Source organism: Xanthomonas hortorum pv. cynarae, from assembly GCF_002939985.1.
GTDB lineage: Bacteria > Pseudomonadota > Gammaproteobacteria > Xanthomonadales > Xanthomonadaceae > Xanthomonas > Xanthomonas hortorum_D.
In genome coordinates, this window is sequence record NZ_MDFM01000002.1 from 242,809 (window position 1) to 266,141 (window position 23,333).

Genomic DNA, 23,333 nt, shown 5'->3' on the forward strand with positions numbered 1-23,333 from the left:
ATCGACCGGCACTGCGCGCGTTTCTTCGATTTCCAGGAGCATGTAATGGACACACGTTTTCTCGGTCGTTCCGGTTTCAAGGTGCCGGTGCTTGGCCTGGGTGCCGGCACGTTCGGCGGCAAGGGGCCGCTGTTTTCCGCATGGGGCGACACCGATGTGGCGCAGGCACGGCGCATGATCGATCTGTGTCTGGAGGCAGGCCTGAACCTGTTCGACACCGCCGATGTGTATTCCGATGGTGCTTCTGAGGACATCCTCGGTCAGGCACTGCAGGGCCGCCGCGATCGGGTGATCATCTCCACCAAGACCGGCTTGCGGTTGGGCGATGGGCCCAACGATGCAGGCGCTTCGCGCTTCCGGTTGTTGCGTGCAGTGGATGCTTCATTGCGACGCCTGCGCACCGACTATATCGACCTGCTGCAGCTGCATGCCTTCGATGCGATGACGCCGATGGAAGAGACCCTGTCCACGCTCGATGCGCTGGTGCGCGCCGGCAAGGTGCGTTATCTGGGCGCGTCCAACTATGCCGGCTGGCAGCTGATGAAGTCGTTGGCGGTGGCCGATGCGCAGGGCTGGAACCGCTTCGTCGCCAATCAGACCTATTATTCGCTGGCCGGTCGCGATTACGAATGGGAGCTGATGCCGCTGGGCATCGATCAAGGCGTGGGCGCGGTGGTGTGGAGCCCGCTGGGCTGGGGCCGGCTGACCGGCAAACTGCGCCGCGGCCAACCGCTACCGGAACACAGCCGCTTGCATGCCACTGCCGCCGCTGGCCCGGCGATCAGCGACGAATGCCTGTTCGATATCGTCGATGTGCTCGACGCCATTGCCGAAGAAACCGGCCGCAGCGTGCCGCAACTTGCCATCAACTGGCTGCTGCAACGGCCGACCGTGAGCACGGTGCTGATCGGTGCGCGCGACGAGGCGCAGCTGCGCCAGAACCTGGGCGCGGTCGGTTGGTCGCTGACACCGGAGCAGCGTGCGCGCCTGGATGCGGTGAGTGCGGTGGAGCCGCCGTATCCGTACTACCCCTATTGGCGCGGGCACTTTGCCGAACGCAGCCCGCTACCGGTTTAGACAAGGCTGACTGCTCAAGGCGGGCTGCCACTGCCATACCGCAGCGCACCTGCCTCAACGAGCAGACGTCACCACGGCGGTATCCTGCTTGGAATCACCTTCGGCAGCAGGATGATGCCCACCACACCGTTGGTGCCTTGCAGGCAGGCACGCAACCAACGCCAAGAACCGTCTCGTATCAGTGTCCCAAGATGCGAAGCTTGAAATTCTCGAGCACGGCCGTGCTCTGCGGCGCGCTCATGTCGGTGACCTCCAGGGTCCATACGCCTTGAGACTTCTCATCCAGAAACGCATTGCTGGAGGTCAGGTCGATATAGAAACCGGTTTTTGCATACGTCTCGGCATCCAGCGCAGAAAACGGTGTCAGCACGTAGCTGCGTGTGCCACCGGGAGACTCCAGCACCACGCGCAGGTTGGTGGGAGCGCGATGCGACGTGGCAAGCGACAGTTGCACGCCTTCCACCTTCATTGCCTGGGTGATACGAATGTGCTGCCTGGCTGGTTGCGCTGGGCCGCCGATCTGGCTGGCTGCAGCGGTGCATGCCACCCACTGCGTCTCGCGTAAAGGCGGCAGGGGCTTGAAGTAGGTCGCCTCGTAGACGGCTGCCGCGCCATCGGCCAGGCCGAAACCATACCAGTTGCTGAAGCGATGCCCGGCCGCATTGGTGATCCAGCCCGGATCGATCACGCTGCCCTGATACACCGCGCGGGGCTGCGACGGATCGATCTGGCGCGCGGTGGTGGCCAGAATGTACTTCACGTCACGCGCGCTCAAGTTTGGGTTGACCCCCAGCATGAGTGCGGCAACCCCTGCCACGGTGGGTGCGGCGGCCGAGGTGCCGTTGAACGTAGCGGTGTAATTACACGAGGGGTCGATCTTTGAGGCGCTGGTATCCAGCGCGTTTTCGGCCGGGCCGCCATGATCCAAGTTCGATCCCGCAGCGCATCCGCTCAGATCGGTCGTGACAATGGCGGGGTCGTAAACAAAGGGTGCCATAGCGGCTCCCAACTCTTCGGCTGCGTTGGGATAGAACGCGCGCTGGTATCCGATCAACCCGCCAAGTCCGGAAACCCATAACGCCGATCCAGGCGAAGAATACGCGGCGCGTTTGCCCGCCGCGTCCACGCTTGCGACTGCGATCGTGCCGAACAGATTATTGAAGGTGTCTTGATTGGCCAGGCCGCAGCCGACACCGTTCGCGCGCGCAGCGTCGCCGCAAGCATCGACAACATTTCCTTCCTGGTCCCGACCGCGCAAGTTGAGAAAACTGTTGCCAGCCGATTTGACGTAGATCGCACCGCGCCCACTTCGGGTTGACTGCATCAATGCATCCCACGATTGCTGGTCCTGCAGCGGGAAGTCCTGATAAAACGGGCCGATGTTGCCCCAGGAAAAGTTGAACACGTCCATGACACTGGACTGTGGACCATCTCCCCAGGCGTAGCGAATGCCCGCCTCTGTCACCGAGGACGCTTCGCCGAATGCAAACCCCGCAAGGGAGGCTTCGGGTGCAATGCCCCGACCACCGTGCCCGTTCCAACCGACTGCAGCGACGATGCCGGCTACTTGCGTTCCGTGATCGTAGCCGGGGCCCGAGGGCGTGGGATCGTTCGAACCATTCATGAAATTGTACGAGCCGTTCGGAATGACATTCGCCGCCAGGTCTTCGTGCCTGATCTCCAAACCGCTATCTACCACGCCGATGCGCACGTGTTTGCCGCGGATATTTAGCGCGTGGAGGATGTCCACATCCATATCCACGCCTGCAACCGGACGGCTGTCTCCGATGACTGCCTGCCCCTGGTTCGAGACGTGCCACTGATACCGCAGCAGTGGATCGTCTGCCGCGCTGCTGGATGCATTGCCAGGCATGGCTGCCTGTGCAGCAAAAGAGGCAAGACCGATCAGCGTCGTGCCGATCGATAGAGCTGGATGTTGCTTGCGAAATAGGTACATTGCGATGATCTCCAATCGGAAGTGGGATGCAGTCGAGACGTCGCGTGCATCCGTTCTGATTACTCATTGCTGCCGACGGCCGCTGACAACGTGCGTTGGGCCTGTCCGGCAGGCCAGATCGAACTGCGGAACACGTGCAGGAAGCAGCGCTGGCCGCAGGCATCTGCCGGCGACCAGCGTGTGGTCACATCGGTTGCATGATTGATTGCGCCACAACGAGCGAGAGCTGCGCACCGCCGCTGTTGGTTTGCAGGCGAGCCAGCGCCTGTTGCGCCTTTTCGACCGAGGAATAGGCAATCACCGCGCTGTCATCCACTGCCGACGTGTACACGATGCTGCCGCCCGAGTTGCGCGCCAGCAATACTGCGTTAGTCGGTGTGGTGCCGATGAGTTTCAGCTGCGGCCGCACCAGCACCACGCGTCCGTTGCGTTCGTTCACTGCTGCGGCCATGGTCCGCTCTGCACTGGAGATTGACGGGGAAGCGCTGCGCGCAGCGCCGGCGGGTGTGTCCAGAACCACCGCGTAAGGGCCGATCCGCGCGGCAACCTTTCCCGTGGGCCGTGCCGCGATGGGAGTGGCACGGGTCTTGGCGGCGGGTGCTGCGGCGCTATCCGCAAGCTCGGCCGGAAGCGGGTCGGAGACCACCGTTCCCGGCAGCATGCGGTAGGTGTCCGGACCGGACTTGAAGCGCTCGCCAGTCGCTGCGGCGCGCAGTGCCTGAGCGTCCATGTACTGCGCGGCCTGCGTGATGCCGCACGCGCCGAAGGAAGCAAGGATTACCGAAAGAACAAACGTGGTTTTCATGTCAGTGCCCCAGGATGCGAAGTTTGAAGTTCTGTAACGCCGCCGTGGTTGTCGGCTCGCTCATGTCGGTGACTTCCAGTGTCCACACGCCCTGCGCTCCCTCATCCAGGAACGCATTGCTGGAAGTGAGGTCGATGTAGAAGCCGGTCGCCGCGTACGCGGCGGCATCCAGGACCGAAAACGGCGTCACCACGTAGCTCCGCGTGCCGCTGGGCGACTCCAGCACCACGCGCAGATTGGTCGGCGTGCGATGCGACGTGACCAATGACAGCTGCACGCCTTCCACCTGCATCGCCTGGGTGATGCGGATGCGTTGCTTGGCTGGTCGCGCAGGTCCGCCGATCTGGCTTGCAGCAGCGGTGGATGCAACCCACTGCGTATCGCGTACCGGAGGCAGGGGCTTGAAGTAGGTCGCCTCGTAGACGGCTGCGGCGCCGTCGGCCAGGCCAAAGCCATACCAGTTGCTGAAACGATGCCCGGCTGCATTGGTGATCCAACCCGGGTCGATCACACTGCCCTGGTAGACCGCAGCAGGCTGCCAGGGATCGATCTGGCGCGCGGTCTTGGCCAGGATGTACTTGACATCGCGTGCGGTCAGGCTGGGGTTGGCACTGAGAATAAGCGCTGCGACACCGGAGACGGTAGGCGCAGCGGCAGATGTGCCGTTCATCAACGCGCTGTAATTGCAGGATGCGTCGATCCTGGAGGTGCTGCCAGTAAGCGCGTTTTCGACCGTAGCGCCGTCCACATTGTCGCCAGCGCTGCAGCCGCTGAGATCGGTGGTGACGATGGCCGGATCGTAAGCGAAGGGCGCGGTATCAGGGGCAAAGACCTGGGCCGCATTGGGATAGAACCTGCTCTGGTATCCAAACTCTCCGCCCAGACCGGATATCCACAACGCGGAACCAGATGACGAGTAGGAGGCCCGCTTGCCCGTGGCGTCCACGCTGGCGACCACGATGGTGGCGGGAAGATTGCTGAGTGGATCAACATTGGCGAGCAGGCAGCCGACATTCAAGGTGCGCGACAGTTCGCTGCAAGCATTGACGACGTTGCCTTCTGCATCGCGGATGCGAAAACGCCTGAAGTTGTTGCCGGCTGACTTGATATAGATGCCACCCAGCCCGCCGCGTGTCGAGCGCATCAACGCTTCCCAGGCCTGACGCTCTTCCAACGGAAAGTCGGGGTAGCTGGCCTGGGCCGAACCCCAGCTGTTGTTGAAGATATCGATGGTGCGTGCTTCGGGACCATCGCCCCAGGAATAGCGGACTTCTGCGTCGCTGCCGGCCGAGTCGCTCCCCAGAAAATCGAAGCCGGCAAGCAAGGCTTCGGGCGCAACGCCGCGACCGCCACGGCCATTCCATCCAACCGCAGCGATGATGCCCGCGACCGAGGTGCCGTGACCGAAATTCGGGTCGTTTGGTGTGGGATCGTGCGATCCGTTGCCGAAATTGTGCGAACCATCCGGGATGATGTTGTCGCGCAGATCTTCGTGGCCGATCTCCAGGCCGTTATCTACTACGCCAACGCGCACGCCACGACCGCGAATGCCCAGCGCATGCAGGAGATCAACATCCATATCGACGCCGGACACGGGGCGGCGGTCGCCAATGACCGCCTGCCCCTCATTGGAGATGTGCCACTGATAACGCAGCAATGGGTCGCCTTTGGCGTCTCCGGCACGTGCAAGGCCTGCCGGCTGTGCGGCGGTCCCCAGCATGGGGAGAGTTCCGATCAATAGCGCGAGGTAGCGCCTTCGAAATAATTTCATTCCAATTGACTCCAGTCGAGGGGTGGCACAATTGAAGTGGCACAGACACCCGTCCGGCCGCTCAGGAATCGGTCAGCTGAGGCTCCGTCGCGCAGATGGTGGCCGTCAGGCCCGAGGCGGTGGAGCCCGTGTCGGTGTCATGCGGTTGCGGGGCTTGCCGCGTGAGGAACATCAGCCGCGCCTATGCGGCGCCGGGGCGGAGGAAATCCGGCGGCGTTTGCTGGAAGAGGGTGAATCCAAGAAGACAGCAACAGGCATCATGTCCATGTGTCCTGAAAAGGAAGAGCAGTGAAGAGCGCATCCGTGTACTGAAGGATGGATGCGACAGGTCGTCGATCGGCTCCCCTGTGCGCATCTGCGCAGCCGATGCTGGCGGTGCGCATGCACAGGCAGCACCTTGATTAAAAGTGGGTAAACCCTCGCGCGCAAGGCGAGCGAACAATGCATCGCGCGTGACCGATCGCGCACTTTATGTCAGTCATGTCGGATCGCGAATCAAATGCGAAGTTTTCGGGGGCGAAATCGCGTTTATTGTCGCTGTTTAATACGATATCGATATGCAAGAACAATCGTGGTGCGCGGATTTTCTTCGCATTTCGAGCGTTTTGCGCCGGGCGTGACAGCCGCAGCGATCAGGGATGGCCGCAAAGACGATATGGCTGATAAGCGGGCAAGCCGCAGGCAAGCGCAGTGCCTGCGTTTCCGCTTCGCACTTTAAGGGCCCGTAGTGCGCCCACCCGCAGACCGCGCCACAGCCTGGATTGCTGCTCGGGATGGCGCCATCCGTTGATTACCAGCGATACGCCACCGACATCTGGTACTGCCGCCCGGCAATCGGCCGGCCCATGAACACGCCACCGGTTGCCGCGCCCTGCACGCGCACATTGCCTTCGGTCAGGCCCAGCGTGTCGGTGATGTTGCTGCCGCTGGCAGTCACTTCCCAATGCTCGCCCACATGCAGGTTGGCGCCGATATCCAGCATGTCGTAGGACGGCAGGCGCTGGCTGTTGGCCAGATCCGCAAAGCGCTCGCCCACGTAGGAATAGGTGGCAAACAGCTTGAGATCGCCGAACGGCAGCATCCAGTAATAGCTGGGCGTGATGCGGAACTGGCGCTTGGGCTGGCGCATCACCTGGTTGCCGGTGAAGTTCTGATAATCCCGGTACTTGGCATCCAGCCAGACGCCGGTACCGGCCAGCTCGAAACCGCCGAACGGGCGGATCGCCGCTTCCACTTCCATGCCGTAGGCGCGCGAATCGCCGACTGCAGTGAAGTTGGTGCCATCGGCCAGGAACGCCTGAAACGGCGAGTTCTCGAAGGTGTTGTAGAACGCGGTCAGGTACAGGTCGTAGTTGCTGGCGCCGGACTTGAGACCGAGTTCGTACTGATCCACTTCCTGCACGCGATTCTGTCCATCGCGCAGATTGTCGAAGCCGGGAAACTTCACCCCGGAGTTGACGCGCGCGAACAGGCTGTTGTGCTGATCGAGCGTGAAGTTGAGGCCCGCAGTCCACGAGAACGCTTCATCGTCCTGATCGATGCGGCGGGTGCTGGCCAGTGCCAGCGAGGTGGCGTTGTCGTACAACGTGGCCGGGTTGCCATCCAGATCGACGCTGGCGGTATCGTGCACGTCGCCGGTCACGCTCTGGCGTTCGTAACGGGCACCCAGGTCCAGGCGCAAGCGCTCGTTGAGTTCCCATTCGTCGGCAACGAAGGCGGCGATGTTCTCGCCGTCGTAGTTCGCGCGCAGGTTGAAGAATGCGGTGCTGGTGAAGCCCTGGCGCGTGGCCTGTTGCCCATTGTCCAAGGCCAGATCGATACGCCGCGCGTTGTTCTGTGCAGTGAGCAACATGGTGTTGCCCAGGTACCAGGTGTCGGCCGAGGAGTACTTGGCGTAGTACGCGCCCACGGTGAGCGTATTGCCGGCAAACAGTTCGCGGCTCAGGCGCAAGTCGTTGGTGACCGAATTCAGGCGCTTGTCCACCGACCACCAGCCGGCTTCGAGCACCTGCTGATTCGGGTCGACCGCGCCGCCGCCGTTGGTGAAACTGCCGCTGCCGGTGATGCCATAGCTGGCGATGAAGTCGCTCAGGCGCTGCGGTGCGTCGCCGGTGAACAGCGCATAGGTCGGCGCGCTGCCGCTCATCACGTTGAAGCGATCGGCGATGGTCCAGGCGCCGGTTTCCCAGTTCAATTCGCCGCCGAACACATCGATATTGACGCCACGTCCGTCGGCCAGATCGCGTCGGATGGTCTGTCCATTCGGCCCGACCAGCAGATCGACATTGCGGAAGTCGCGGCCGAGCAGGGTGCCGGTCTGCGCATTCAAGCCGGGGAAGCTGGACAGGTCGTTGCCGTTGTTGCGCGATAGCAGTGGAATGGCGGTATAGAAGGCGTTGTTGTCGTCGGTATGCCGCGCGTACAACGACACTTCGCCGCTGTCCCAGCGCTTGCTCAAGGTGGCGCTGAACTGGCCGCCCTTGTCGGCGGAGAACTGCGGGTCGCGCACGCCATCGGTCTCTCGGAAAAAACCGCCCACGCTGTAATACCAACCATTGCCCATCGGCCCGCTGTTGAATACATCGATGCGGCGCAGGTCGTTATTGCCGCCGGTCAGGCGCACGCTGCCTTCGGGTTCGTCCTGGCCTTTTTTCTGGATGAAATTGACTGTCAGCCCCGGCTGCCCATTGGAGAAAATCGGGCTGGAACCACCACGCAACACTTCCATGCGCTCGACCGTGTCGTCGACGCGGAACAAGGTGGAGTTTTCCAGAAACGACAAGCTCGGTGGCGGAAACAACGGCGAGCCATCCAGTTGCATCGTCACGAACGGTGCGTCGCCTTCGGAGGGCATGCCGCGCACGAAGATGTTGGCACCGGTGCCACCGCCGCTGGGCTCGGCCCACACGCCCGGCACGATCTTCAACAGGTCCGCGGTGCTCTGCGGCACCGCCTGCTGAATCTGTTCTGCGCTGGCGGTGGTGATCGAAAAGCTGGCATCGCGCTTGGCCAGGCCCTTGAAGCGCGCCGTGCCGCTGACGATCACTGCATCCAATGTGGTGGCGTCGGTGCGCGGTTCTGCTGTCGATGTTTGCGCATGCACAGCGGGCGCAAGCAGGGCGCCAATGGCCAGGGACAAGGCATAGCGGGGCATCGATGACGACATGAAAGCTCTCCTTAGAAGCGTCGCAACTGGCAGCGATGCGTGCAGTCGCGCACGCCCTGCCAACAAAGTGACCGGCAGCACATCACAGCGCCGGTAGCGCAACGCGGTAACGCACGTCGCGTTGTTGTTCTAACGGAGTTGTGCAGAAAAGCTGTTGTGCGCCGCGTCAACGCATGCACGCGCGCGCTTGCGCATGCGTCACGCCGCTGCGCGTACCGGCGCCGCTTCTCGAATCGGCAGATTGATCAGTGCGGCGACCACTGCCAGCACCATGTCGGCGTACCACATCCAGCTGTAATCGCCGAAGCGCTCCAGCGCTAGGCCACCCAGCCACGCGCCGAAGAAACCGCCTACCTGATGCGACAACAAGGTCAGCCCGAACAACGTTCCCAGATAGCGCGGGCCGAACAGCTTGCCGATCAATCCTGCCGTCGGTGGCACCGTGCCCAGCCAGGTAAAGCCCAGTGCCGCGGCAAACAGGTAGAAGGTCAGTGGCGTCGGCGGCGCAATCAGGTACAGGCCGATCAACACCGCACGGCTGGCGTACAAGGCGCACAGCAACCACTTCATGCGGATGCGTTCGCCCAGTTTGCCGGCGACCAGGCTGCCGGCCACGTTGAACAAGCCGATCAGCGCGATCGACACCGCCGACACGCTGGCAGGCAGGCCGCACAGTGCGATTTCGCCGGGCAGGTGCGTGACCAGGAATGCGATGTGTACCCCGCAGGTAAAAAAGCCCAGATGCAGGCACCAGTAACTGCGATCGCGTACTGCCAGGCGCAACTGCGCACGCAAACCGATGTCGTCGTTTGCGACCGTACTGCGCGTGCCTGACGGCGATGATCGGCGTCGCAGCGGCCAGGCCAGCGGCAAGGTCAGCAACGAGATCACTGCCAGCCCGGTCATCGCCTTGGCCCAACCGGCTGCGCCGATCATCAACTGCACCAGCGGCGCAAACACGAACTGCCCGAGCGAGCCACCGGCATTGATCAGCCCGGCCGCGAACGAACGCCGTTCCGGCGCAATACGACCGGCGGTGGCACCGATCAGCACCGAAAAACTGCCTGCGCCCGCACCTGCGGCCGCCAGGATGCCGAGCGAGACGATCAGCCCCCATTCGCTGGCCATCCGCGGGCTCAGCCCCAAGCCCAGCGACAACAACACGCCGCCGAACAGCAGCACCGGCAACGGGCCGCGCTCGTCGGCAATCGCACCGAACACCGGTTGCACCGCGCCCCAGACCAATTGCCCCACCGCCAGCGCGAAGCTGATCGACGCGATGCCGATCCCGGTCTGCCGATGGATCGGCTCCACGAACAAGCCGGTGGTCTGGCGCGCGCCCATCGTCAGCATCAGCATCGCCGAGGCGGTGAGCAGCAATCCCCAATGCGCGCTGGCACGCGCGCTCGCAGACGTGCTCATACAGCCGCACCCACGTCCAATGCCGCATCCAGCAGCGCCAACGTGGCATGCAACTGATCAGTGGACGCGCTACCAAACAGGGTTTCCAACTGCCTCTGTGCGGCTTGCCAATGCGGAAATGCGCGCACCAGCAACCCACGGCCGCTGCGGCTCAGGACCAGCCATTTCTGCCGGGCATCCTCGCCGCGTTGGGTCTTGATCCATCCGGCCGCCAGTAGCGGTTTGAGGTTGCGGGTGAGGGTGGTGCGGTCCATGCCCAGCGTGTGTGCCAGCGCGCCCAGCGATTGCGCCGCATCCAGCCTGCGCAGGATCGAGTACTCGTTGAGGCTCAGACCCACCGGCGCCAACGCGCGGTCGTACAGCTGGGAGGTGCGCCGCGCAGCACGGCGCAGATGAAAGCAGGTACAGCCGCTGAGCTTGGACATGGGATGCCTCCACAGTGGCAGGCAGAATGCGTGTATATGCACCTATTGGCAAGTTTTAGTTGGAAGTTTCAAGATGCTGTCGCTATCCATGCGAACGCTGGCCGCTGTCGATGGCTTGCGGTCTCCAACGGTGTCGCTTGGCTGTGGGTGAGAGGTCCAGTACTGCGTCCGACGCCGACCCGCCGACCCGCCGGGCAGCTGAGCCCGCAGCGGGCCGGCCTCGGCCGCTGAGCAGGTCGCAGCGGCACGATGCACTTTTTGGTACGCGATGCAGCGCTGGCGCAGCGATCGGATCGGCAACCCCAAAAAAAGAGGCCGCCCGAAGGCGGCCTCGCTTATGACGGCGGGAGAGAGGGTACCGTCAGAAGAACATCCGCACGCCAAACGAAGCACTGCGGCCAGGCAGCATCACATCGTCCTTGAGGAAGGAGGTGTGCACGCGTGCGTCCTGATTGGTCAGGTTGTTGCCATCCAGAAACACTTCCCACGCATTGCTGCCGCGGTCCACGTGGTAGGCCAGATGCGCATCGACGAACGTATAGCCGTCGGTCGCGGTTTCGTTCACGGCGATCTTGTCCTGCTTCATGGTGCGGGTGGCACCGAGCGAGGCACGCCATTGGTCGGCATTCCAGCGCATCTGCGCGCCGACACGGCCCGGGGCGATACGCGGCAGGTTGCCGCCATCGTTCAAGCGCGCACGCACGGTGTCGCCGAACACGCGCAGGTCCCAGGCGCCGGTGTCGTTGTTAGCCAGATGGAAGGTGGCCTCGCCTTCGAAACCGTGGAAGATGGCGTCGGCCTGGGTCCACTGGCGGATCGGCAGAAAGTCGTTGTCTTCGGCGTTGAACCACTGGTTGCCGGTGTCGACGATGTAGACGAAGTCGTTGTAGCGGTTGTAGTACGCGGCGACCTTGGCATCCACCCACTCGTTCTGGAAGTTCAGGCCCAGCTCGGCCTGGTTGGCCTTTTCGGTCTTCAGATTCGCATCGCCGATCTCGAAGGCCAGCGTGGCGATATGCGGGCCGTTGGCGAACAGCTCTTCTTCGGCCGGCGCGCGTTCGGCGTGGTCGAGGTTGGCGGTTAAACGCCATTGTTCGTTGAAGCGGAAACCGCCGCTGAGCGAGAAACTGGTCGGGGTGAAGTCGCGGTCCACGCCGATGTCGGTCTGGTACTTGACCTTGTCCACGCGTGCGCCGAGTTCGGCAGTAACGCGATCCCAGCTATTGCGCGCAACGCCGAACACGCCGAGCGAGCGCGTATCGGTCTTGGGCACGAAGGATTCTTCGCCCACGGCCTGGAAGGTGGTATCGCTGCCCTGCAGGCCGAACGCGGTCTGCCAGCCGCCGCTGAAGGTGAAGGAGGCTTCCACGCGGCCTTCGTTTGCCCGCTTGGTGAACACGGTGCCGACTTCTTCGCCTTCGAACTCGGTGTGCGCGTAATCGGTGTGGCCGAAGCTGTAGCGCAACGCGCTGCCTTCGCCCCACGGATCGGTCAGCCCGCCCTTGAGGTCGTAGCGGTCCTGCTGCAGCTTCAACGACACGCCGCGCTCGCCGATCGACAGATCGCCCGGCTCGCCGGGATTGCCGTAGTTGTCGCGGAAGCGCGAGGCCGACAGGCCGACAAAGCCCCAATCGCCCGACAGCGAGGCGCCGATCGAGCCCACCTTTGAGTCGATCCAGGAGTTGGCCTGGCGCCCTTGCGGGGTGTCGTAATCGTTCTGGTTGCGGTACACGCCATCGGCATGGATCGACAGCCCGCTGCCATTGCCGGCATCGACGCGGAACATGTCGGTGTTGCCGTCCTTGTCGCCGCCGTCGAAGCGCACTTCGGCGCGGCCGCTGAAGCCGTCCACCGGGGTTTCGGCAATGCGTCCGTCGACCACGTTGACCACGCCGCCGATGGCGCCGGAGCCGTACAGCAGGGTGGACGGACCTTTCAACACTTCGATCTGGTTGGCCAGGAATGGCTCGATCGCCGGCGAGTGATCCTGGCTGACCGTTGATACGTCCTGGGTGGACAGGCCATCGCGCAGCACCGCCACGCGCGGGCCGTCCAGGCCGCGGATGATCGGCCGGCCGACGCCGGGGCCGAAGTTGGAACTCTGCACGCCGGGCAGGCTGGACACGGTTTCGCCCAGGCTCTCGCTACGCACTTCGTCCAGACGCTCGCCGGCCAGCACTTCGACCGGGCGGCTCAATTCGCCGGCCGCATCGCGCAGCGGGCTGGCGGTGACAACCACCTTGTCCAGGTCCTTGATATGGCGGCCGCTGGAATGGGTGGCGTCGTGGCGCGTGTCCGAACTGGGCGGGGTCTGCGGGTCGGCCGGGGCTGGCGCGTCCTCGGCCATGGCCAGGGCAGGGGTCAGCAGGCTGGTCAGGGCCAGCGTGAGCGTGGAGCGGCGAAACGAGGAAGCGAGGCGAGGATGCATGGCGGGCCGGACTCTGTGATTGTTACTTTATATCAATGATAAGGCGCAGCTTGGCTGCTGGGCCGACGGCGAGATCTGCGGCTGCACAGTGCAGTGGCGCGGATCCGGGAGCGAGTAAGCTCTGGAACAAGCAAGATGTTATATTATTCCACGTCGCCGCGAACACCTGCTGGAAGTCATGCCTCTACCGTCCCTTCGCCATGTGCTCGACCGCTTCGGTGCGACCGGTTCGCTGCTGTGTGCCGTGCATTGCGCCGTGCTGCCGTTGGTGCTGGCGCTGGCGCCGTCGTTAGGCCTGTCGTTCTGGCTGGGCGATGGTGTCGAGCTGGCCATCGTCGTCTTCGTGAGCCTGCTCGGCCTTTTCAGCCTGGTATTGGGCTATCGCCGGCACAAGGCGCTGCATGCGCTGGCGCTGCTGCTGCCGGGGTTGCTGCTGCTGTGGGCCGGCCTGCTGTACGACCCGCTGCACCACGCGGCGATCCCGCATGCGGTGGTGATGACGCTGGGCGGCGCGCTGGTCGGTATCGCCCATCTGGTCAATCTGCGTCTGAACCACGGCCATGCCCACGTTCACGACGCCAGCTGCGCACACTAACCCAGGCTGCGCGGGCCGGGGCCGTCGTGGTAGGCTTGCCGGCCTTGCGCGAGGGCGCCGCCGGCGTAAACCTCGCCAGACCCGTGTTCAGCGCGGGGATTTTGTATTCAGTATTCACATTCAGGAGTCGACGAACATGGGTAAGGGTGACCGCAAGACCGCCAAGGGCAAGCGCTACAATTCCAGCTACGGCAATTCGCGTTCGCACGCGGTGAGCAAGGTTGTCGTGGGTGCAGCTTCCCCGGTTGCCAAGAAGGGCGTGGTCAAGGCCCCGGCCAAGAAGGCTGTAGCCAAGAAGACCGTCGCCAAGGCCGGCTGATTCCTAGCCCGCTTCGCGACACCAGAACGCGGCGCTTGCGCCGCGTTTTTTTATGTCCGAGGTCAGCGCAAACGCGCGCATTGTTGCTAGCGCGTCGTTTCCGCAGCCGGCGATTGGCTGGCCGCCGCCGGCGCCAGCAACTGTTCGGCCAGTCCGCGATAGATCGGCGTCTTGCACACCAGCCCGGACACCGCACGCGAAATCAGCACGGTGGCCAGGATCGGCAGCAGCATCTGGCTGGTGTCGGTGAGTTCCAGCGAGATCACTGCCGAGGTCAGCGGCGCCTGGGTCACGCCGGTCAGATAGGCGCACATGCCCAGCAGCACGAAGGTGCGCGGGTCCACGCCCGGCATCAGCACCGACAGGTTGTGGCCGATGCCGGCGCCCACCGCCAGCGCCGGCGAGAACAAGCCGCCCGGGATGCCCGCCAGGTACGAGACCAGATTGGCGACCAGCTTCATCAGCCCGAATTCGTGGCCGACCACCGCATGCCCCTGCACCAGACTGCGCGCCTGCTCGTAGCCGGTGCCGAACGCGCCTTGCCCGAACACCAGCGCCAGGCCGACCAAGGCCACCCCGCACAGCGCGGCCAGCAGCACCGGATGGCGCTGGCGCAGCGTTGCCAGCCAGCGCGGCTTGCCACTGACGCTGGCCAGCACCAGGCGCGCGAACACCCCGCCGAGCAGGCCGGCCACGCCGCCGCACAGCGCGATCGCCAACCACGCCTGACCCAGCGGCAACGCCACCGCCACCTTGCCGAAATAGGTGTAGTTGCCCAACAGGCCCAGCGACACCACGCCACCGACGATCACCGCCGTGAGCAGGGTGCCGGAGAAGCGGTGCTCGAAACGCCCGCTCAGTTCTTCGATCGCAAACACAACGCCGGCCAGCGGCGTGTTGAACGCCGCCGCGATACCGGCCGCGCCGCCGGCAAGCAGAAAATGCGAGAGCTCGCGCGGATCGTGAAACCCGAACCAGCGCCCGAACACATGCATCAGGCTGGCGCCGACATGCACGGTGGGGCCTTCGCGGCCCACCGAGGCGCCACCGAACAACGACAAGGTGGTCAAGGCGAGCTTGCCGATCGACACGCGCAGCGACAGATTGGTTTCGCGAAACGCCGGATCGTTATGTTCCAGTGCAGCGATGACCTGCGGGATGCCGCTACCACGCGTGGGGCGCATTGCGCCGGAGGTGAGCCAGGCCAGCAAGGCGAAGATGCCCGGCGTCAGCAGCAGCGCCCACCAGATCGAATGCGCGATGATGCGCTGAAACAACTGGAAGGCCGCATCGCTGGCCTTGGCGAACACGATCGCCACCAGCGCCACCGCAATGGCGCCACCCCACAGTGCAGCGCGGCGACGCCAGCCTTCGCTGGATAACAGCGGCCGCAGCCGACGTGGCGAGGGATCAGAAGCAGACATGCCGCTATTGTCGCATCGACGCGTTGCGGCCGGGCCGTCTTGAAGTGACCGATAACACAGTTGCGCTCACCGTCAGGCGTGTGCGGTTCGCGCTTGGTGCGGCATGCAACCGCGCATGCCGGTTTTGAGCGCGCCGTCTGCGCTCTGCTTGAAGTGCATCGGCTACATGTCGTCGGTGGTTCTCGCTCAGCGTGCGTCGGCCGGCGGCAGGCGCAAGGCCGGCAACAAGGTGGCGGGATTGCCATCGTTGGGCGCGGCGGGAATTCCCAACAGCCGCGTCATCAGGGAGTACACATCGACATTATCGAAACCCGGCAAAGTCTTGCCCTGCGCGAGATCCGGGCCTTGCGCCAGGAACACCGCGCGCATCGACGGCAGCGCCGGATCGAAGCCGTGCGAGCCGCGCATCTGACCGGGCACGCGCTTGGCCAGCTTGTCCGGAAACAGTGCGTCCCAGCCCTCGTGCATCTGGCACAAGATCGGCGGAATGCGCGGGTGCGTACCGTAGTGCCAACGTACGGGCAGCGCTGCCTTGCGCCAGCAGTCGTACTGCGCATGCGCACCGAGCAGGGTGGCTTCGGCGCGCGCCTGCTGCCCGGGCACGGGATCGAAGCTGATCACTTGGCCCTCGGTGATTGCAGTGGCGATGGTGGGCAGCGCCAGGTCTTCCACGCTGAGCGTATGCCCGGGCGGCACCTCGGCCATGCCGTGGTCGGAGACCACGATGATGTTGGTGCGGCTGCGCGTGCCGTCGCGCTGCATGCCGGCCAGCAGGCGGCCGATGGCGCCATCCACCGCGCGCACGCTGTCGGCGTACTCGCGCGACTCCGGGCCATGGTCATGGCCGGCTTCGTCCACGTGTTCGAAATACAGCGTGACCAGGCGATTGGTGGCAGCGCCTGATTCGTCCAGCCAGCCCAGCACCTCGTCCACGCGCGCGTCCAGACCGGTGCCTTCTTCGTAGTGGCGCCAGCGCGTGGGGCGCACACCTGCGATCGCCGCCTCGCTGCCGGGCCACGACCAGGTCGCTGCATGCAGGCCGTTGTTTTCGGCACCCACCCAGATCGGTTCACCGCCCCACCAGCGCGCATCGCCCACGGCCTCGGGCTTGCTCAGCCAGAAGCTACCGAGCACCGGGTCACGCATGCTGTTGTGCACGATGCCGTGGTGGTCCGGGCGCAGGCCGGTGACCAGCGTGTAGTGATTGGGAAAGGTCAGCGATGGATACGACGGCGTCATCCAGCGCGCACGCACGCCGTCGTGCGCGAGCTGCGACAGGTTGGGCGTGATGCCGCGATCGAGCATGTCGGCGCGCAGGCCGTCGATGGAAATCAGCAGCAAGGTGTGCGGCGTGTCGCTGGATGGCGCTTCTACCGATGCCGACTCGCTGGAGACGGCCGGTGGCGCGCTGCGCGGCAGAGTGCTGGTACAGGCCGTGAGCAGCGCAAACGCGGTGGCGGCGAACACAAAACGTCGATCGATCATCGCGCCAGTTTACGGCGTGGCAATGACTTCGCGAAGTCAGCGCACCTTGGTTGCAGCGAGTTCGGCGAACAGATCGTCGGCAGGTGCGCTCTGGCGCGGCGACCAACCTTCCAGCTGCAACAACGCCTGCTTGGTCGGCAGGCCGCCGCCGAAGCCGGTCAACGCACCGTTGGCGCCGATCACGCGATGGCAGGGCAGCACGATCGGCAGCGGATTGCGGCCATTGGCGGCGCCGACTGCGCGGCTGGCGGCCGGCCGTCCCACCGCATGCGCCAGCTGCGCATAGCTCCAGGTCTGCCCGAACGGAATCTGCGCCAGCGTGTGCCAGACCTGCAGCTGAAATGGCGTGCCGGCTGGTGCCAATGGCAGATCGAAACTGCGTCGCCCGCCGTACAGATAGTCGAGCAATTGCTCGCGTGCCTCGCGCACCAATGGTGCATCGGGATCGTGCAACCAACGCGCGCGGCCGAGCGCGTCGTAGCGATTCTGCGCGAACAGGATGTGGTGCACGCCGGCGTGATCGGCGGCCACGCTGAGTGCGCCGATCGGCGAGGGGAAGGTGTCGTAATACAACGTGCTCATGAACGGGTGTCCTTGCGATCGACGGCGAGATGCCACAGGTGCAATACGGCGTAGGCGCGCCACGGCCGCCATGCCCGCGAGCGCGCTTCGGTGGCGCGTTCGCTCAGGCGCTCCGGCGTGCCGAGCACCTGTTGCAGGATCAGGTCGCCGGCCGGAAACGCATCCGGATGCGATAGCGCACGCATGGCGATGTACTGCGCGGTCCATGGCCCGATGCCGGGCAACGCCGTGCAGGCGGCGACGAACTCGGGCAGGCGCTGGCCGGCGCCGAAATGTAGCCGGCCTTGCGCGCATGCCGATGCCAGCGCACGTAGCGTGGCGGCACGTGCACGTGGCAGGCCGAGGTATTCCAGCGGCGCCTCGGCCAGCTGTTCCGGCGTGGGAAAGATGCGATCCAGGCCCGGCGGCATGTCGACATGATGGCCGCCATGGCGCTCGACCAGCCGCGCCGCCAGCGTCGCCGCACCGGCCACGCTGATCTGCTGGCCCAGTACCGCGCGCACCGCCACTTCAAAGCCATCCCAGCCGCCTGGCACACGCAGGCCGGGGCGGCGCGCGATCGCCTCGGCCAGCAGCGGCTCGGACGCCAGCGTGGCGTGCACCGCCTGCAGATCCGCATCCAGATCGAACAACCGGCGCACGCGTCGCACGATCTGCGGAATCTGGCGCGGGTCGGTCGCACCGATGCGCAACAACAACTCCGCACGCTGCGGCGCCGCGCTGACGTCGATCAGCGTCGCGTTGCCGGGTGTGCCGATCACGCGTCGGTAGCCGCTGGCGTCGACCTGCTCGATGCCGGGAATCGCTCGCCGCTGCAAAAACGCCAGCATCGCCGGTAGATCCAGCGGCGGCCGATAGCCGAGTCGCAAGGTCAGCTCGCCACCCGGCACCTCGGCACGCTGCTTGCGCAACGCCGATGGCGGCATGCCGCAGCCATCCAGAAACGCCGTGTTGAAGCGGCGCAGGCTGTTGAAGCCGGCCGCCAGTGCGACCTCGGTGACCGGCAATGCGGTTTCGGTCAGCAGTTGCTTGGCCAGCAGCAGCCGGCGCGTGCCATGCACCTGGATCGGCGTGGCGCCGAGCTGCTGCACGAACTGCCGCTGCAACTGGCGCGCACTCAAGCCCACCGCATCGGCCAGCGTCTGCACCGGCTGCTCCTGCAGGGCGCCTTCGACAATCATCGCCAACGCACGCTGCACGCTTTCTTCGCCCAGATGCTGCTGCGCTTGCGGCGACAGTTCCGGCCGGCAGCGCAGGCATGGCCGGTAGCCGGCCGCACTGGCCGCTGCCGCAGTCGCGTAGTAACTGATATTGCCCGGCTTGGGCGGCGGCGCCGGACATACTGGCCGGCAGTAGATACCGGTGCTGCGCACGGCGGTGAAGAACAACCCATCGAAGCGTGCATCGCGCGCCAAGCGGGCGCGGTCGCATTGAATTCGGTCGGGCGTGGCGGTCTGCATGGCGCCAGTCTATGCGCTCGCTCCGACCACGGCTGGCCGTTTTCGGACAGCACTGCGCAGGGTATGCGTGTTCATGGCAGGGTCAAACGGTTGGCCCATTCAGCCATAGACTGAGGGTGATCTCGGTCGCGGTCTGTGTCCTACCTCATGCTGAAACTGCTCTGCCTCTCTCTTTGCTGCTTGCTGGCGCTGTCTGGTTGCGATCGCACCGGCACGTCGGCCGATGCCGCGGGTGCGCAGCAGAACGGCGCGGGGCAGGCCGGCGATGGCGACCATATGGTCTCGGTGGATACGCCCGAGCCGGTGGCGCCGCCGCCGCGCCCGCGCGCGCAAACGGGCGAAGCGGGGTGGCCGCAGGCGGAACTGGAAGCCGGCCAGGCCTGGATCAGCTGCGCCACCGATTACAGCAGCGAAGCCGGCGATGGCACGCTGCTGCCGGCGCTGGATCGCGCCAGTGTGGAAGCGGCGCTGGCGCCGTGTCGCGACACCGGGCTGCTGCGGGTGCGTTACGCCGGCAAGATCAACGCCGGCTTCGCTGCGCTGGTGTGGCGGCTGGCAGCAGTGGCCGAGCAACTGCAGCTACCGCATCGCATCCTGGATCTGGATTCCAGCGGCGGGCAGGTGGAAGCGGCGATCCGCGCCGGCGATACGATCGGCGAATCCAACTGGACCATCTGGGTGCGCGAAGGCTCGATCTGCCACAGTGCCTGCGTGTTCGTGCTGGCTGCCGGCGACAACCGCCTGGTGGCCGGCAAGATCGGCATCCATCGCATGATGCGGATCAGTTCCAAGGCCACCTCCCGCGCGGAACTCAATCGCGAACTGCGCGAGGTCTACGGCAACGTCAAGGATTATCTGGAGCGCAACGGCGTGGCGGTGGCAGTGGCCGATCTGATGATGACCGTGCCCAACCGCAGCCTGCGCCTGCTGACGATGGACGAGCTGCGCGAGTACGGGCTGGATGGCACCAACGCGGTGCAGGACGATCTGGAGCGCATCCGCCAGATGCGCAAGTGCGGCGACGCCTTCGTGCGGCGCAAGGATGCGTTTCTGGTCGCCTTCGATCAGAAGTGCAAGGGCGAGGGCGCCGATCTGGAAGTGGTCAACGCCTGCGGCCTGGCCTTGAAGCAGCGCTTCGGTTTCCCGGATGCGGCCTGCCCGGAAGAAAGCCCGCTAGCCGAAACCGATGCCGCCGCCTTGCCTGCGACTTCCGATCCGGCGGAGGCGGCGGAGGCGGCTGCGGGCGACACCCAACTCGCCACGCCGGCACCGGCACCGTCCGCTGCCGAATCGGCCTCCGAGCCTGCGCCGGCCCCCGCTCACAGCGAAGGCTGAGCTTCACGCGCACCGCACCGTCCGCTGCCTATCGTCGCAGCAGACAACGGCGCCGGGGGGCAACATGATCGGGAAAACGAAAGGGGTGATGCTGGCGTACCTGCCATCGGCCCTGCTGGTGCTGGGCGGGTTCGGAATTGCCGAGCTCCTGCAGATGATCGCCGCAGCCAAACAAGTGCAATGGCCGGCCACGCTGGCGGTCTGGCTGAGTCTGGTCGCGTTGATTGCAGCCACTGCGCGTGCGCTGTGGATCAGCTGGCGGCTATGGCGGCCGCGCAGCGTTGCAACGGTCCCGCCGAGCGGAGACGCCTGACGCTGCCGGTCATGCAGTGAAACTTGTTGACGGCACGCCTGATGTCGATGCGCCATGGCGCTGCTCGCTCAACGTCATAGACGCAACACGCACTAGACTGCCGTTCCGGGCGCGCCCAGCGTGCGACGGTTCTCTCTCCATCGATACGCACAAAGGTCATCTACCCAATGTTCCGTCCCCGTTTGCTTGCCGTGCTGGTGTTGGCTCCGTCGCTTGCCTTCGCACAACACCCTCAGACCGGCGCGCGCCCGGCCGCCGCACCGGTTGCTGGCGGAACAACGGCCGCCGGAACAACCGCAGGCACGCCTGCAGCCACTACCGCGCAGCAGGCGCAACTGGTCAAGCAGAACACCGAGATGACCCAGGCCGCATTGCGTGTGGCGCAGATGGTCGATACCAACCAGGTCGCACCGCTATGGGATGGCGCCTCCACGGTGGCCAAGACGGCGGTCAAGCGCGATGTGTTCGTCAGCCAGATCGGCGCCGAGCGCGGGCGCCTGGGCGCGGTGGTCGGACGCGGGCAGGGCTCGGTGACACGGGTCAAGTACGGCCCCGGCGCGCAGGTGCCGGAAGGCTTGTACATCAATGTCAGCTTCCCGACCCGGTTTGCCAAGGCCCAGCAGCCGGTGCGCGAGCTGGTGTCGTTCCGGCTGGACGAGGACAAGACCTGGCGGCTTGCCGGCTACAGCCTGCGCGCGTCGATCAAGTGATGCAGCGGCCAACCGGGGACTCTGAGTGGAACTGACGATCGAACTAAAGATGCTGGGCTGGGCGATGGTGCTCGGCCTGGTGCAATTGCTGGCCGCCTCGGCCAGCATGACCGCCCAGCGCGGCAGCAAGTGGAACGCCAGCGCGCGCGATGGCGAGACCAAGCCGTTGACCGGTGTTGCGGCGCGGCTGGACCGCGCCTTCCGCAACTATCAGGAAACCTTTCCGATCTTCGCTGCTGCCGTGCTGGCAGTGAGTGTTGCCGGACGCACCAACGCAGAGACCGCGCTCGCTGTGCAGCTGTATCTGTGGGCGCGCGTGGCCTATGTGCCGGTGTATGCAGCAGGCATCCCTTATCTGCGTAGTGCGATCTGGGTGGTGTCGTTCTGGGGCATCGTCAAGTTGGTGCGGGCGTTGCTGGGCTGGTGACGCGCCGTGTTCTGCGTTCGCGCAGACGGCTGACGCGTGGCTGACAGAACGTTGCGAGCAGTCGCCTCGCCGCGAGATAGGCCTGGCTGACTGTTCGTGTGCTGCTTGATTCTGATCAAGGCCAGCCGACACCACTGCCGTTAAACTTAAGCGCATCGGTGGTGGCGGAGCACAGCATGCAATCGGTGGATATCGCGGTCATTGGCGCGGGGCCGGTCGGCCTGAGTTTTGCGCGGTCGTTGGCCGGCAGTGGTCTGTCGGTGGTGTTAGTCGATCAGCAAACCCGCGCGCAACTCGCCGATCCTGCCTTCGACGGACGCGAGATCGCGTTAACCCACGCCTCGCGTGCGCTGCTGGAACAACTGGGGATCTGGCAGCAGTTTCCCGGCGACGCGATTTCGCCGCTGCGCGATGCACGCGTCATGGATGGGCATTCGCAGTTCGCATTGACCTTTGCGGCCTCCGCACGCAGCGCTGGCGATCTGGGTTGGCTGGTGCCGAATCATCTGATCCGTCGCGCCGCCTGGCAGGCCGTGCAGGCACAACCTGCGCTGCAGATCCGTTGCGATTGCACGCTGCAGGCCGTGCAGCAATGTGGCGACCGCGTGGTGCTGCAGTTATCCGATGGGGAAACGCTATCGGCGCGCCTGTTGGTGGCGGCCGACAGTCGATTTTCCAGCACCCGGCGCCTGCTTGGTATCGGCGCGCAGCTGCGCGATTTCGGCAAGAGCATGCTGGTGTGCCGCATGCGGCATGCGCTGCCGCATCGGCAGGCGGCATGGGAGTGGTTCGGCTATGGCAAGACGCTTGCGCTACTGCCGCTGCAGGGCAATCGCGCCGGCGCAGTGCTGACGCTGCCGCCGCGCCAGACAGAGGCCTTGCTGGCGATGAACGCGGCGGACTTCAGCGCGGCGGTGACCGAGGCATTCGAACATCGGCTTGGCCCGATGCAGCAGGACGGCAGCCGGCATGCGTATCCGTTGGTGGCGGCGTATGCGCAGCGTTTCGTGGCTGAGCGTGCCGCACTGATCGGCGATGCGGCAGTGGGCATGCACCCGGTCACCGCGCACGGTTTCAATTTCGGATTGCAGGGCCAGGCACGCTTGGCCGAGCGGGTGCGTGCTGCCGCAATTGCCGGGCGCGATATCGGCGCTGCGTCGCTGTTGCACGGCTACGAACGCGCGCATCGGCTGGCAACGCGGCCGCTGTACGAAGCGACCAATGCACTGGCCGCGCTGTATACCGACGATCGTGCGCCGGCACGCGTGCTGCGGCATGGCGCCTTGCGTGCAGCGCATGCGGTGGCACCGTTCAAACAGGCGATTGCGGCGCATCTGACGCAGCGGAGCGTTTGATGCGTTGAAGTGATCGCGGTGGAAGCAGAGCCTGCCGCGCCACGTTGGTGCATCGCTGGGCGAGGTTGTTTTGCGATGGCTCTCAATGCGTGATCGGACAGTGGTGTCAGGCGATCATCAGGCTGTCGCTATGTAGGCGTCACGCATTACGCAAGGGGGGGCACCGCGCTGCGAGATTGCGTTGCAAGGGTTCGCAATTCGTGAGCGGACACCATGATCGGCCGATCATTCGGGGTTGCCCGTGATGCACTCATGCTCACTGTCGCCAAACAGACTG

Annotated in this window: 19 protein-coding genes; 8 read left to right on the forward strand and 11 right to left on the reverse strand. The window is 64.9% G+C overall.

Going from position 1 to position 23,333, the window contains the following annotated elements; translation table 11 throughout:
- Positions 1-45: 45 nt before the first annotated feature.
- Positions 46-1,077 (forward strand): aldo/keto reductase, encoded by a 1,032-nt coding sequence (locus XcyCFBP4188_RS02475; RefSeq protein WP_006450162.1) that lies wholly within the window; start codon positions 46-48, stop codon positions 1,075-1,077.
- A 178-nt stretch (positions 1,078-1,255) separates the two neighbouring features.
- On the opposite strand, the gene XcyCFBP4188_RS02480 is transcribed toward XcyCFBP4188_RS02475, so the two are convergent.
- The 7 genes from XcyCFBP4188_RS02480 to XcyCFBP4188_RS02510 all read right to left on the reverse strand — a co-directional run bounded on the left by XcyCFBP4188_RS02480 (position 1,256) and on the right by XcyCFBP4188_RS02510 (position 13,051).
- Positions 1,256-3,034 carry a S8 family peptidase gene (locus XcyCFBP4188_RS02480; protein WP_104591560.1) on the reverse strand — a complete coding sequence of 593 codons (1,779 nt, stop codon included), beginning with the start codon at positions 3,032-3,034 and terminating at the stop codon, positions 1,256-1,258.
- A 184-nt stretch (positions 3,035-3,218) separates the two neighbouring features.
- Positions 3,219-3,839 (reverse strand): hypothetical protein, encoded by a 621-nt coding sequence (locus XcyCFBP4188_RS02485; RefSeq protein WP_006450159.1) that lies wholly within the window; start codon positions 3,837-3,839, stop codon positions 3,219-3,221.
- Between the two features lies 1 nt (position 3,840).
- Positions 3,841-5,559: a S8 family serine peptidase gene (locus XcyCFBP4188_RS02490; protein WP_043908413.1), complete on the reverse strand. Its 1,719-nt coding sequence runs from the start codon at positions 5,557-5,559 to the stop codon at positions 3,841-3,843.
- 841 nt (positions 5,560-6,400) lie between these two features.
- Positions 6,401-8,776 carry a TonB-dependent receptor gene (locus XcyCFBP4188_RS02495; protein ID WP_043908411.1) on the reverse strand — a complete coding sequence of 792 codons (2,376 nt, stop codon included), beginning with the start codon at positions 8,774-8,776 and terminating at the stop codon, positions 6,401-6,403.
- Positions 8,777-8,974: 198 nt separating this feature from the next.
- Positions 8,975-10,198 (reverse strand): MFS transporter, encoded by a 1,224-nt coding sequence (locus tag XcyCFBP4188_RS02500; RefSeq protein ID WP_104591561.1) that lies wholly within the window; start codon positions 10,196-10,198, stop codon positions 8,975-8,977.
- On the reverse strand, positions 10,195-10,623 hold the full coding sequence (locus XcyCFBP4188_RS02505; protein ID WP_006450153.1) for a MarR family winged helix-turn-helix transcriptional regulator: 429 nt from the start codon (positions 10,621-10,623) through the stop codon (positions 10,195-10,197). The genes XcyCFBP4188_RS02500 and XcyCFBP4188_RS02505 overlap by 4 nt, the downstream gene beginning before the upstream one ends.
- Positions 10,624-10,984: 361 nt before the next feature.
- The gene (locus tag XcyCFBP4188_RS02510) at positions 10,985-13,051 is read right to left on the reverse strand and encodes a TonB-dependent receptor (RefSeq protein ID WP_074057874.1); all 2,067 of its coding nucleotides are present in this window, start codon (positions 13,049-13,051) and stop codon (positions 10,985-10,987) included.
- 178 nt (positions 13,052-13,229) lie between these two features.
- Here XcyCFBP4188_RS02510 and XcyCFBP4188_RS02515 point away from each other — a divergent pair, with 178 nt between their 5' ends.
- Together XcyCFBP4188_RS02515 and XcyCFBP4188_RS02520 are read left to right on the forward strand one after the other, a co-directional pair.
- A complete protein-coding gene (locus XcyCFBP4188_RS02515) occupies positions 13,230-13,646 on the forward strand; it encodes a MerC domain-containing protein (protein WP_006450151.1) in 417 nt (138 codons plus the stop codon).
- Between the two features lie 136 nt (positions 13,647-13,782).
- On the forward strand, positions 13,783-13,965 hold the full coding sequence (locus tag XcyCFBP4188_RS02520; protein ID WP_006450150.1) for a 30S ribosomal protein THX: 183 nt from the start codon (positions 13,783-13,785) through the stop codon (positions 13,963-13,965).
- Between the two features lie 86 nt (positions 13,966-14,051).
- Here the strand turns inward: XcyCFBP4188_RS02520 and XcyCFBP4188_RS02525 are convergent, their stop codons facing one another.
- From XcyCFBP4188_RS02525 to XcyCFBP4188_RS02540, 4 genes are all read right to left on the reverse strand, one after another.
- Positions 14,052-15,389 (reverse strand): chloride channel protein, encoded by a 1,338-nt coding sequence (locus tag XcyCFBP4188_RS02525; RefSeq protein ID WP_046932952.1) that lies wholly within the window; start codon positions 15,387-15,389, stop codon positions 14,052-14,054.
- 186 nt (positions 15,390-15,575) lie between these two features.
- Positions 15,576-16,874, reverse strand: coding sequence for an alkaline phosphatase family protein (locus XcyCFBP4188_RS02530; protein ID WP_104591562.1), 1,299 nt, complete (start codon positions 16,872-16,874; stop codon positions 15,576-15,578).
- Positions 16,875-16,910: 36 nt separating this feature from the next.
- Positions 16,911-17,456: a methylated-DNA--[protein]-cysteine S-methyltransferase gene (locus XcyCFBP4188_RS02535; protein ID WP_104591563.1), complete on the reverse strand. Its 546-nt coding sequence runs from the start codon at positions 17,454-17,456 to the stop codon at positions 16,911-16,913.
- On the reverse strand, positions 17,453-18,916 hold the full coding sequence (locus XcyCFBP4188_RS02540) for a DNA-3-methyladenine glycosylase 2 family protein (RefSeq protein WP_074057870.1): 1,464 nt from the start codon (positions 18,914-18,916) through the stop codon (positions 17,453-17,455). Before XcyCFBP4188_RS02540 ends, XcyCFBP4188_RS02535 begins: the two co-directional genes overlap by 4 nt.
- 147 nt (positions 18,917-19,063) lie before the next feature.
- On the opposite strand from XcyCFBP4188_RS02540, the gene XcyCFBP4188_RS02545 reads away from it, so the two are divergent.
- The 5 genes from XcyCFBP4188_RS02545 to ubiM all read left to right on the forward strand — a co-directional run bounded on the left by XcyCFBP4188_RS02545 (position 19,064) and on the right by ubiM (position 23,056).
- Positions 19,064-20,251, forward strand: coding sequence for a COG3904 family protein (locus tag XcyCFBP4188_RS02545; RefSeq protein WP_104591580.1), 1,188 nt, complete (start codon positions 19,064-19,066; stop codon positions 20,249-20,251).
- A gap of 64 nt (positions 20,252-20,315) precedes the next feature.
- Positions 20,316-20,564, forward strand: a complete 249-nt coding sequence (locus XcyCFBP4188_RS02550) for a hypothetical protein (protein WP_023904514.1) — start codon at positions 20,316-20,318, stop codon at positions 20,562-20,564.
- Between the two features lie 167 nt (positions 20,565-20,731).
- Positions 20,732-21,274: a DUF4019 domain-containing protein gene (locus tag XcyCFBP4188_RS02555; RefSeq protein ID WP_104591564.1), complete on the forward strand. Its 543-nt coding sequence runs from the start codon at positions 20,732-20,734 to the stop codon at positions 21,272-21,274.
- 25 nt (positions 21,275-21,299) lie between these two features.
- A complete protein-coding gene (locus tag XcyCFBP4188_RS02560; protein WP_104591565.1) occupies positions 21,300-21,701 on the forward strand; it encodes an MAPEG family protein in 402 nt (133 codons plus the stop codon).
- Between the two features lie 176 nt (positions 21,702-21,877).
- Complete coding sequence (ubiM, locus tag XcyCFBP4188_RS02565) at positions 21,878-23,056, forward strand: 5-demethoxyubiquinol-8 5-hydroxylase UbiM (protein WP_104591566.1); 1,179 nt, start codon at positions 21,878-21,880, stop codon at positions 23,054-23,056.
- Positions 23,057-23,333: the final 277 nt, after the last annotated feature.